This is a genomic window from Kordia algicida OT-1, assembly GCF_000154725.1.
Classification (GTDB): Bacteria; Bacteroidota; Bacteroidia; order Flavobacteriales; family Flavobacteriaceae; genus Kordia; species Kordia algicida.
On sequence record NZ_DS544873.1, the window covers coordinates 4,514,851 to 4,527,185 of the forward strand.

General features: G+C 33.6%; 12 protein-coding genes. 7 read left to right on the forward strand and 5 right to left on the reverse strand.

Annotated elements, in window-relative coordinates:
• The first annotated feature begins 76 nt into the window (after positions 1-76).
• The 6 genes from KAOT1_RS19300 (at position 77) to KAOT1_RS19325 (ending at position 7,587) form a co-directional block, all read left to right on the forward strand.
• A complete protein-coding gene (locus KAOT1_RS19300; protein ID WP_007096584.1) occupies positions 77-769 on the forward strand; it encodes a hypothetical protein in 693 nt (230 codons plus the stop codon).
• 39 nt (positions 770-808) lie between these two features.
• Positions 809-2,908 carry an MORN repeat-containing protein gene (locus KAOT1_RS19305; RefSeq protein ID WP_007096585.1) on the forward strand — a complete coding sequence of 700 codons (2,100 nt, stop codon included), beginning with the start codon at positions 809-811 and terminating at the stop codon, positions 2,906-2,908.
• Between the two features lie 18 nt (positions 2,909-2,926).
• Positions 2,927-3,541, forward strand: a complete 615-nt coding sequence (locus KAOT1_RS19310) for a hypothetical protein (RefSeq protein ID WP_007096586.1) — start codon at positions 2,927-2,929, stop codon at positions 3,539-3,541.
• Between the two features lie 143 nt (positions 3,542-3,684).
• The gene (locus tag KAOT1_RS23240) at positions 3,685-4,791 is read left to right on the forward strand and encodes a hypothetical protein (protein ID WP_007096587.1); all 1,107 of its coding nucleotides are present in this window, start codon (positions 3,685-3,687) and stop codon (positions 4,789-4,791) included.
• Positions 4,792-4,931: 140 nt separating this feature from the next.
• On the forward strand, positions 4,932-6,746 hold the full coding sequence (locus KAOT1_RS19320) for a tetratricopeptide repeat-containing sensor histidine kinase (RefSeq protein WP_007096588.1): 1,815 nt from the start codon (positions 4,932-4,934) through the stop codon (positions 6,744-6,746).
• A gap of 190 nt (positions 6,747-6,936) precedes the next feature.
• The gene (locus tag KAOT1_RS19325; protein WP_007096589.1) at positions 6,937-7,587 is read left to right on the forward strand and encodes a response regulator transcription factor; all 651 of its coding nucleotides are present in this window, start codon (positions 6,937-6,939) and stop codon (positions 7,585-7,587) included.
• A 77-nt stretch (positions 7,588-7,664) separates the two neighbouring features.
• Here KAOT1_RS19325 and KAOT1_RS19330 read toward each other — a convergent pair whose 3' ends face one another.
• The 3 genes from KAOT1_RS19330 to KAOT1_RS19340 form a co-directional block, all read right to left on the reverse strand.
• Entirely contained in the window at positions 7,665-8,234 is a 570-nt protein-coding gene (locus tag KAOT1_RS19330) for a hypothetical protein (protein WP_007096590.1), read from the reverse strand.
• Positions 8,235-8,396: 162 nt separating this feature from the next.
• Positions 8,397-8,810, reverse strand: coding sequence for a DUF6691 family protein (locus tag KAOT1_RS19335; RefSeq protein WP_007096591.1), 414 nt, complete (start codon positions 8,808-8,810; stop codon positions 8,397-8,399).
• Between the two features lie 3 nt (positions 8,811-8,813).
• Positions 8,814-9,371, reverse strand: coding sequence for a YeeE/YedE family protein (locus tag KAOT1_RS19340; RefSeq protein WP_007096592.1), 558 nt, complete (start codon positions 9,369-9,371; stop codon positions 8,814-8,816).
• Positions 9,372-9,472: 101 nt separating this feature from the next.
• Between KAOT1_RS19340 and KAOT1_RS19345 the strand changes: the two genes are divergently transcribed.
• Positions 9,473-10,069, forward strand: coding sequence for a class I SAM-dependent methyltransferase (locus tag KAOT1_RS19345; RefSeq protein ID WP_040559716.1), 597 nt, complete (start codon positions 9,473-9,475; stop codon positions 10,067-10,069).
• A gap of 2 nt (positions 10,070-10,071) precedes the next feature.
• Here KAOT1_RS19345 and KAOT1_RS19350 read toward each other — a convergent pair whose 3' ends face one another.
• Complete coding sequence (locus tag KAOT1_RS19350; RefSeq protein WP_007096594.1) at positions 10,072-10,416, reverse strand: rhodanese-like domain-containing protein; 345 nt, start codon at positions 10,414-10,416, stop codon at positions 10,072-10,074.
• A 475-nt stretch (positions 10,417-10,891) separates the two neighbouring features.
• Positions 10,892-12,298: an MBL fold metallo-hydrolase gene (locus tag KAOT1_RS19355; RefSeq protein ID WP_007096595.1), complete on the reverse strand. Its 1,407-nt coding sequence runs from the start codon at positions 12,296-12,298 to the stop codon at positions 10,892-10,894.
• Positions 12,299-12,335 lie beyond the last annotated feature (37 nt).

Sequence of the window (12,335 nt, forward strand, 5' to 3'; positions counted from 1 at the left end):
TATTGAAATAGACTATTAAAAAGTAGAGTTTTGTTACTGTTTGAAAACAGTATAACAACTAATAACAATAAATGCAATGAAAAAAATACTAACACTACTGCCCGTAATTGTATTATTTATCTCCTGTGCAAATTACGGTGAAAAAAAAGTTTTTAACGGAACTGAAGTCTATTACAAAGACGGTGTAACAGAAGCACAAGCCGATAAATTAGGGGAAAGTTTGGTAGACTCAGGATTTGCAGATGGCAATCCAAAATCAGTACAATTTACCAAAGATGGTGATGTATATGTTTTTAAAATGGTAATCAAAAAAGAATTTCTAGAAAACGAAGCCATGCAAAGCGTGTTTAACTTTTTTCCAAAAGAACTTTCAGATTACATGGATTTGCCTGTAGATTTACATCTTTGTGACGCAAGTTTTAACACCTTACAAGTTCATAAACTAGCAGACGCTCGCAAAACAATCAAAGCCAAAGCTACAGAAATTCGCTATACTAGCAATGTCACACTTCAAGACGCAAAAAAACTAAAAGACTTCTTAATTGAATATGGTTTTTCAACAGATGAAAAAGAAAAAACAGTTGAATTAGACAAAAAAGGAGGAACATATATTTTTAAAATGGTCATCGATAAAAGTAAAGTTGACGATAAAGCTACGGTAAGCTTGCTAACATTCTTCAAAGGGCAATTATCAAAAACAGCTTTCAATAATCAGCCTGTAAAAGTACATATGTGTGACGAATTGATGAACACAATAAAAGAAATTTAAAACTAAAAAAACAAAACACAAATAACACAAATAACACAGATGAAAAACTTAGTACTACCACTACTTTTTTGCTTTATATGTCAATGGACATTAGCGCAAAAAATTGATATGGATAATGCGCCACGAAATCCAATTGGCTTCAAGCATAAAAAAGAACATTTCTTTTTGCGCGGTGATATTTATGCTTCTTCAGGAAAGATTTTTGATAAAAAAGGAAACCTCGTTTACAATTATGGAACACGCTATTATTACAATAGTAACGGAAGAATAACGGGCAACAACTACGATGATAAGTTTGAATATGACTCGCGTGGAAACATAACAAAGTTTCAATACAAAAGTGGAAGTACGTCCAATTATACTTTCAATAACAAAGACCTATTGGTTTATGAAAAAACCTCGTACGGTGATGAAAAAACATATACGTACGACTCTAATGACAGAGTCATAAAAGCGGTCATCAAAAAGAAAGGTAAAAAAGATCAAGAACGTTTTTTCTCTTATGTAAAAAAAGGAGATTCTTTAGTTGTTGATATGAGTTATATATATGCCAACGGGCGTAAAGGTTTCAAAGGAAAATCATACTATCTCAATGGTTTCTTAGTTAAAGAAGAAGTTTCTTCAGGAACATATCGCTATATAGTTGAGGTTGATGACAAAAGAAATAAAATTGATTTTTACGATGCTGATCGAGCGGATGCAAAACATTTTGAAACCTTCAATCGTTATTATAGTGACATAAATAAACCTCAAAAAATAGAATATGGATATCACAAACTTACCTCAAGTTCTAAAAAAGGAGGAGCAGTATATATAAACGGAAAGCGCGCTACAGATATTGCTATTAGTAAAGGTGTGAAACCCAATGAAAAAGTTGTTTATGACGGACTTACACAAACGTATTATGCTGTAAAAAATATTATTCCAGAGAATCATACAATAGACACGCGAATTCCTGTGACGAACGTACTGATGAAAGGACAACCGTATATGAATTATGTACACGATGGTAAATTTATCAACTACGTACATGGGTACAATCGTGTAAAATCGCGCGACTTCTCCTTTTTAGGTCCGCACATGATTGATTACCGCGTTGATAAATCTTTAGGAAGAACTTATATCATTTACAATTATAAAAATATCAAAGATCAAAAATTGAAGCGAATGGAATTGCTTTCACCAGATGCTACTTCGATCTTTTACATTAGAGAATTAGACAAAGAAAACTTCTTTATTGTTGATAAGGGCAAGCATATCGATTACAAAAATGCACGTTTTGAATACTTAGATAATGGTGATCCCGTGATTTTTGTCAATGAAAAACCAACCTATGTTTTATTAGGATTTCGTATGGCAAAAAACAATGAAGTCTTAAAAGGAAAGCACTACAGTGGCGAATTGGACAACAACCAAACAACATCAACAAATACAGACACAACTACAACAACTACGAATGACTCTAGCGGTTACAACTGTGTAAAAGGAGATTGTAAAGAAGGTTGGGGACGCGTGAAAATTGGAGAAATCGTCACAGATGCAACCTTTAAAAATGGTGCTATTGAAGGCGTTGCATACATTACCTATCCTGAGGATTCATACTTTCACGGACAATACAAAAATAACCGTCGTCACGGTATTGGATATTACCAATGGAGTAGTGGAAATAGCTATGTTGGTGGTTGGAAAGATGGAAAACAACACGGTTTAGGCTACACAATGAATAAAGAAAATAAAATCATAACGGCAGGATTATATGAAAATGGCAAACTTATTCAAGAAGCAGGAGTAAACTACAAATCAGGGAAAAAAACAGGAAACTGTACAGGTGACTGTGTTGACGGATTTGGAAAATATAACTACAGCAACGGCGATGTGTATTTGGGATTTTTTAAAGGAGGAAAACGCTTCGGCGTTGGAACCTATTTATGGAAAAACAAAAGTGTCTACACAGGCGCATATACTGCCGATGGAAAACGCAACGGTTACGGAATGTATACCTATGTTGATCGCTCCGTATTCAAAGGAATGTTTGTCAATGATCGTATTGACGGACTTGGCGTAATGAAATACAACTCATCAGGAAATGTTGTGCAAGGTGTTTTTAATAACAAAGGCTCAAAAGTAAAAGATTACTAAAACCAATAAATAAAAATCATGTATAAAATTAAATTTATCATACTACTTATCTGCGTTCAAATTAGCTTCGTACAATGCCAAACCAAAGAAGAAGTGCTAACCTATGAAGTAACGCCAGAATTCGCAAAAAAAATTGACAAACCAGAAGTACATTTTACAGTAGATATTCCAAAAAGTCTAAAATTTGATAAACCTGTAGAAGGAAAAAAAACCTATTCTTACGGAATGATTCAAGAAGTTGGAAAAGACAGTATTGTTACAGAAATGTATTCGTTTGGTTACATTACAATGAATGGAATGTCACTTGAAAAAGATGGAAAAACATTCATCACACAAATTCGCGATATGCTTAAAAGTGGCGGATACGAAATTGAAGAAGACAAAATTGGTATTCAAGAATTTGATGGAAAAAAATACTTATCGCTTCAAGCTATCGGAACCATGAAAGAAGGACTCAGTAATGAGTTTGTTGGAAGGTATTTCTTCAATGTCATCGCAAAGCCAAATCCGCATTCAGATACGCACATTATCATGCTTATGGCAGCAAAAGACGATCAACTTTCAAACTACGAAGATTTCAAAGATAAATTAACGATTTCCAAAGTTTGGCAATCCTTTACATACTTAAAATAATCCGTTTAATTGTTGTGGAAGGCTTGCTTGATTTGAAGTAAGTCTTCCTTTTTAGTACCTTTAAAATACTGTTGAATTGCCATTTTTGAATTAAACCATTGAGTAACTTTTCTTAAAAGAATACTCTTAAAAACAATGTCATAATGAAATTTAGAATCTTTTTAATATGTCTATTAAATGCATTCATTCTCAATGCAAATATGGCTTCTCCTGTACAAGAAGGTACGTTAGGAACACGTCCTTTCCTAAGTCAATATGTACACATTCTTCATGAAAATCTTCGCATTACTATTGATAAAAACTTTCAATATGCAGATTTTGATATCGAATACATTATCAACGCAGAAAAAGACGGAAACCAAATTCCGTTACTATTCTACGCTTCTGACTATTACGAAAACTTTGAAGTTTACATTGATGGAAAAAAAATAACACTTCAAAAACAAGAAGATTTCTGGGATTTATATGGTGACGACAAAGAAAAACTGACCAACTTTCACTACTTATACAATGCAGATCGAAAAGAAGTTGGTGAAATAGAAAATAACTTTCAATACGGTAGAAGCGACCGAATTTCACTCAATGATTTTCTATACTTCGAAACGGACATTTCTACAGGAAAACACAGCATAAAAGTAAGCTACAGAGCAAGCAACTGGCGCTTTAAACACAACCGACTCAATGAAGACAGTTTTCGCTATGCACTAGCACCAGCAAAATATTGGAAATCCTTTGGAACACTTGACGTTACCATTGATGCGACAAAAGTACAAGACAATATTGCGATCAATTTAGGAACTCCAAAAAGCGGAGAAATCAATGGTATTGCCAACTATCATTTTGACAAAATGCCGTTAGAAATCATTCAAATAACACGCATGCCAAAGTTGAGTAGTTACACTAAATTTCTACTCAATCTAGAATCTTTTTGGTTGGCAATAATTCTCATGAGTCTTATCGTTATTTTCCATGTGTGGAGAATGTACCTTTATCGAAAAAAATACCCAAAAAAGAAATTTTCTTCACCTGCATTCATCGGCGCAGTTCTGATTCCGTTTCTATTTATTTTCATGTTAATCTTAACAACATTATGGATAGATGCTGCTATTGGAGAACCTTACGCAAGTGGACGAGAAAGTTATGGTGCGTTCTTTCAATTTCTCTACCTTCCGAAGTATCTTGGAATTTACGTGCTATTTTCCATTATAGTAGATTTTATCTTCAAAAAAATACACGGAAAAAAGTCATAATCATTCAATCCTTCAATCTTTCAATTCAAAAAAAATACGCAACTCTACGTATAGGAAATTTGGTAGAAAATAAAGAATATTGTTATAGAGAATCATCACTCAAAACAGAATCAACCAAAACATTTTCTATCTTTATGAAGATGAAAAAAAACATACTCATATACTTCTTGCTATACACAGCATTTCTGATGGCACAAAATACCAATGTATCATCTGCGGAAGCGATAGAACTATTCGAAAAATACGAGAAAAAAAGTGAATATTTTAACGACAAAAGAAAATTAGATTCAACAGAATTATATTTAGAAAAACTAGATAAATTACTTCCAAAGATCAATGATTCATCATACAACTACAGAGCAGACTTAATTCGAGGATCAGTATTAACGCGCAAGACAAAATCTGACGAAGCGATGAAGATTTTGTTAAAAGCAGCAGAGTTTTTCAAACTTCAAGAAGACTATTCCAACTACTATCGCGCACGCTTCAAAATTGGTATTTGTTATTACTATGCAAGTCGTCGTGATAAAGCACAAAAGCTAATGATGGAAGTCTATAAAAACAAGCAATATGTAGGAGAAGATATGTCTACAAGAGCTTTGGCAAATTATGGTGCGGTCGATGTAGAAAATGGGATGCATCCTCGAAACGATTCGCTACTTAATAATGCAATTGGCATCTTTGAAAAAACGATTAAAATCAACAAAAAAAATCAAAACTATACAAGAGTTGCTTCTAACTTTAGTCTCCTAGCGGAAAGTTACAATCAACTTGCAGAACGAGAAACGGCACTCCAATATCTAGACAGTGCAATTTATTACGCTCGAAAAGATAAAAACTTAGGGCAAAAAGGATTTGCTCTGATAAAAAAAGCACACATACTTACGGAAAATAAACAGTATGACAAAGCTGAAAAAATGTTAAATGAAGCCATAAAAACCTATGATATGGCAGCAGACAATCCTTCTTTGCTATACGCTTACCTTGAAAAAAAGATTCTATACACAAGTAAAAAAGATTACAAAGCGGCAAGTTTAATGGGCGATTCCATCTTTGATTTAGCAGTAGTAAGTTATGACAAACGCTTTGCCGATGGAATTTCAGAAATGGAAGTAAAATACAAAACTGCTGATAAAGAACGCCAAATCTTAGAACAACGTACAGAAATTGCAGAAAAAGGATTAAAGCTACAAGAACGGCAATACCAATTTTATGGCGCATTGGCGTTGGCATTACTATTCTGCGTGCTAGGATATCTATTTTACAATCAGCAGAAATTAAAAAATAGGCAATTGGTAAAGGAAAACAAACTAAAAGTTGCGCTAAAAGAAATAGAAACACAAAATAAATTGCAAGAACAGCGTTTGCGAATTTCACGTGATTTGCATGACAACATTGGCGCACAATTATCGTTTATCATTTCATCAATTGACAACCTGAAATACGCTTCCAAAGATTCTTCGGATGCATTTAAAGACAAGCTCAGTTATATCAGTGAATTTACCATGTCAACCATTGACCAATTGCGTGATACCATTTGGGCAATGAACAAAGATGAAATTTCACTGACCGATTTACAAAGCAGAACATTGGCGTTTATTGAAAAAGCAAAAGTGGCAAAGCAACACATAAAATTTAAGTTCAACAATGAAGTAGAAACAACCATTCAATTTACGGCAATTGAAGGAATGCATTTATTTAGAGTCATTCAAGAAGCAATAAATAACTCGTTGAAATACGCAAATGCAAACACTGTTACGATACATTTTTCAGAAGTGAGCGATCAACTTGTCATACATATCAAAGATGACGGAATTGGTTTTGAAAAAGAAGCGGTACAACTTGGCAACGGATTGTATAATATGCAAAAACGAATGGACGAAATCAATGCGCATATAGACATCAATTCAACACCATCAGAAGGAACCGAAATTATTGTGAAATATCATGTTTGATTTGAAATAGTATTTAGATGTTAGTACTGAGTATTGAGTATTGAGTACTGAGTATTGAGTAGTTTCTAAGTATATTTTGAAACTTCGAAAAAAAAAACAAAAAAATGAAGTTCATGAGTTGATAAGTTTATAAGTTTATGAGTTTAGACTTTGAAACAAAACGTAGAAATAACAACAAAACCAAAAAACCATGAAACTAAAAATCGCCATCGCGGAAGACAATCATTTTTTAGCAAAAGCTGTGATCGAAAAACTATCTTTCTTTGACGATTTTGTATTCAAATTCAAAGCGGCAAACGGCGCAGAAATGGTTGGGAAACTAGAAGCAAATCACAATATAGATGTAATTTTGATGGACATCCAAATGCCAGAAATGGACGGAATTAAAGCAACGGAAATTATCAAAGAAAAATATCCGCAAATCAAAATTATCATGTTGACTGTTTTTGATGATGAAGAAAATATCTTTAGAGCAATTCAAGCAGGCGCTGATGGTTATTTGTTGAAAGAAATTAATGCGGAAAACATTCACAAATCTATTCTAGAAGTTATAAATGATGGTGCTCCAATGTCGCCAAGTATAGCATTAAAAACATTAAAATTACTTCGAAATCCGTTGACAATTACCGAAGATGAAGCCATTGAAAAAGTAAAACTCACCAAACGCGAAACGGACGTTTTATTGCAATTAAGCAAAGGATTAAACTATAACGAAATTGCAGAAAATCTCTTTATTTCTTCAGGAACCATTCGCAAACATGTGGAAAATATTTACCGAAAATTACAAGTCCATAACAAGATGGAAGCTGTACAAAAAGCGAAGTCGCAGAAGCTTATTTAAAAGAGTATTGAGTCATTGGTGTTGAGTATTGAGAAGTCACAAATCAACAAGAAACAAGAAACAAAATAACACCAACGCTACAGCAATCGTTTTTCCAATTCAGTTTCAAGTACAATACGTTTCCTTTTTATAGTTCTTCTACCTTTATTGTGCATCGCATTTTCTTCACTTTCGATCAATTCGGCAATCAAAAATTCCAGTTCCTTCGTAGAAAGTTCGTTGGGTTTTTTATAATGAAGATCTGCGTCGAATTCAGAAGTTTCAAATATTTCATTTTCTAACTGATTGATGCGTTCTTTCGGAATCGTAGTATCAACATCTACCAATACATATCTTTTTTTTGGAAGTTCCGTTCGATTAATTATTCTCAAATAATCAGCTAAAATTCGTCTTTCTACAAAAATAATTCCGCCACCAGTATAATGTCTGTCTTTTAAATTTTTCTTCGGACTAGAAATCCAATATTCGTCACCAGTTTCTACGTCCATATAATTTCCTGAAATTCCACTTCCGTTCAAACTTCGATACGCTTTATTATTGAAGTAAATTGTCTTTCCACTTTTTGAAAAAGAAACCAACCCAATCCACGCCGAACCATTACCGTTACTGTCACTTTTCAGCTCAACGTATTTAATTTCTGGTTTCATAGTGTTATTTTTTTATAAGTTGTGAGTGAAAACAAAGAAACAACAATATAATTTAGGGAACAACCCAAAGCGAAGCGAACCAAAACCTATCACATCGAGCATTATCGAAATTAAAATATATTTTAATTGAAGATACCTAGCAAAGCTATCGAGATGAAAACCCTAATGCGGCAACTTGTCTTTCAGCAAACCATATACAAAAGTTCCTAGTAACGAAGCCAGAATCACAATAATGATTGGGAAGAAACCTGCACCAAGAAGTGTAAACATTGGTCCAGGACATGCGCCTGCTAATGCCCAACCGAATCCAAATAAAATTCCGCCAAAAGCATAACGTGCAAAACTCTTTTGTTTTGGTGGAAATGATATCTTTTCACCATAAAATGACTTTATTTGAAATCGTTTGATAACTTGAATCATAATCATTCCCAAAACCACCGAAACACCAATAATTCCGTACATATGAAAGGATTCAAATTTGAACATTTCATAAATACGATACCAAGAAGCAGCTTCCGACTTAAACATGGTAATTCCAAATACAATTCCGATCAATAAATAAGCAAGTGTTCTCATAATTTAAAAAAGTAAAGGGAAAATTAAGTGAATCATAATTAGTCCGCCAATAAAAAATCCGATCACGGCAATTAGTGAAGGCAACTGTAAATTACTCAATCCAGAAATGGCATGTCCGGAAGTACATCCGCCAGCATAACGTGCGCCAAAACCAATAAAAAATCCGCCAACAATTAGTAATAATATATTTTTAAAATCTGTAAAAACTGCGGTAGAAAATAATTTTTCAGGCAAATAGGTTTCTCCTGCATTTTCAAATCCTAAAGATTGCAAATCGGCAACAGTATTTGGATTCAAGGCAACTGAAGTTTCTACTGTTAAAAATTGATGCGCGATAAATCCGCCAATAATGGCTCCAAGAACGACAATCAAATTCCAGCGTTGTGCTTTCCAGTCAAACTGAAAAAAACGAGCTTTATTTCCTGCACCACAAATGCTGCAAATAGTGCGTAAATTTCCAGACATTCCAAAATTCTTTCCTACCATAATTAGTAAGAATAGAATCAAAGCAATCATCACGCCTGAAACATACCAAGGCCAAGGTTCATAAATCCAACTCATTCACAAATAATTTTTAACAAAAAAAAGAAAATTATAGTAAGTACAAAGTAACTTTAGTTACAAAGTAGCCAAATGTGTATCTGTTTTTTTATTTTAGAGGAATGAAGCAGCAATTATTAACAGAAATTCTAGGAAATGCAGACATTTATTTGATCGATCAAATTTTAAAAGGACGTTATCAAAAAAATGATTTGATCTTGGATGCAGGTTGCGGAAGCGGACGAAATTTGCACTATTTCCACGAAAGTGATGTTACTTTTTTTGCAATTGATTCCAATGAAGAACACATCAAAAACCTTCAAGAAAAATATCCAAAACTAGCGGAAAATTTTAAAGTTGCTGCACTAGAAAAAAATCCTTTTGCAGACGAGACTTTCGATCATATTTTATGTAATGCGGTATTACATTTTGCAAAAAGTGAAGCACATTTTAAAAAAATGTTTGCCGAATTGGTACGCGTACTGAAAAAAGGAGGAAGTTTGTTTGTACGAATGACTTCGGATATTGGTATGGAAGGAAAAACTACGCATTTACAAAACGGTGTGTATTTTTTACCCGATGCATCGGAACGTTTTCTGCTCACAAGAAACTTGTTGCAAGAAATGTTGACAACGCATCAATTGTCGTTATCAGAACATGTAAAAAGTACTATTGTGAGTGACTTACGAAGTATGACTACTTTGGTGTTGACGAAATAAAACTACTTCCAAGCTTTATAACCGCCTTTTAAATCATAGATTTTTTGAAAACCATTAGCTACTAATTTTTTGGCTGCTCGCTGACTTCTATTTCCTGAGCGACAATATAAGTAGATTGGTTTTTCACGATCGAAACTAGCGAAATTTTCGTTGAAATTAGCACGATCAAAAAAATCGATATTTATTGCTTTTTCAATATGTCCAGATGTATATTCAAATTTTGTGCGGACATCTACCAACTGTACATCTTTCTTAGAAATTGCTTCTTTAAATGTTGCAACATCTAAAATTTCAATTTCATCAGAAAGTTTTGATTTATCACCGAATAGAGAATTTAAAAAAGACATGTTTTGAGATTTAGGGGATTTTTAATTTAACGTGAGTTCGACGTAAGAATTTTAGTTTGAAACTTTTCTTTTCCGAAGTATAGCAGGAGTTTTTCGTTAAAAATTTTCGAAACCTTGGAGAAAATTTAGAAAAACTCATGCGGTTTTAGTTTTTCCATAAAAGAAAAACTAAAAATACCTCTGGAAAAGTTCCCTTTCTTTTGTTTCTTTTCTTTGGGTAAGCAAAGAAAACGAAAATAAAACACTAAAAATGAATTATATAGCAGAATTATTTCTAAAATCACTGTAAATATAAATTGAACGATTTATATCGAACTGACGTTAATTTAACAAATGTAACTCGTTAATTGTTGATATACAGTAACTTTGGTTACAAAGTTGTTTTTTAATAAATAATATCGAGCACAATTGATCGGTTTTTTATCGTACCAAACTTTAAAACATCTTCATTTACAATTGCGCTCGATTTATATATTTATAAACTCGTTGGGCACACAAATTCCGATACTGGAATATCTGTTTCTTTAATCGCTTTAAAACCACCTTCTACATTGATGAGGTTGTGAATTCCTCTGCTTTTTAAGATGGAAGCTGCAATCACGCTTCGATATCCGCCAGCACAATGCACATAAAATGTATCATCTTTTGGAAATTCGGCTAAATGATTGTTAAGATAATCCAACGGTGTATTTTTTGCTTTTAAAACATGTTCAGATTTAAATTCGTTTTCACGTCTTACATCATAAACGGGAAGTTCTTGAGTAAATGTATTTTTGAATGTTTCCGTTGTAATAGAACTAATGGTGTCATATTCTTTGGAAGCTTTTTTCCATGCGTCAAATCCGCCTTTTAAGTAACCAATTGTATTATCGAAACCAACTCTTGATAATCGCGTGATGGTTTCTTCTTCACGACCTTCGGGCGTTACTAATAAAATGGGTTGTTCAATATCGGCAATCAGCGCGCCAACCCAAGGTGCAAAACTTCCGTCCAAACCTATAAATATAGATCGCGGAATGTGTCCCTGCACAAATTCATTTTGATGACGTACGTCTAATACAACTGCATTTGTTTCGTTGGCAATCACTTCAAATTCTGTAGGTAAATAAGCTGTTGCACCACGTTTGATGATTTCCGAAACATCGTCATATCCTTCTTTATTGAGTTTCACATTTTCTGGAAAATAACTTGGTGGCGGCAACAAACCATCCGTAACTTCTTTGATAAATTCAGCTCTCGTCATATCGGCGCGCAACGCGTAATTTACCTTCTTTTGGTTTCCGAGTGTATCAACCGTTTCTTTCATCATGTTTTTACCACAAGCCGAACCAGCACCATGTGCAGGATATACAATCACATCATCTGCTAAAGGCATAATTTTGTTGCGTAAACTATCATATAAATGACTTGCTAAATCTTCTACTGTAATTTCACCAGTTTTTTGAGCTAAATCTGGTCTTCCAACATCGCCTAAAAACAATGTGTCGCCACTAAATAACGCATGATCTTTTCCGTTTTCATCACGTAATAAATACGAAGTACTTTCCATAGTATGACCTGGCGTATGCAAGGCAATAATGGTAATGTTTCCTAAGCAAAATTCCTCATTGTCTTTGGCAATGGTAGCTTCAAACGAAGGTTGGGCATTTGGTCCATAAATAATTGGTGCGCCTGTTTTTTTAGAAAGCGTCACATGTCCACTGACGAAATCTGCATGGAAATGCGTTTCAAAAATATATTTAATTTGTGCGTTTTGTTGTTGTGCTTTGTCCACATACGGTTGTACTTCACGTAATGGATCAATGATAGCAACTTCGCCATTACTTTCTATGTAATATGCGCCTTGTGCAAGGCAACCTGTATATATTTGTTCTATTTTCATAAGTACTAATTTTAAGATGATATAAAATTAAGAAGAT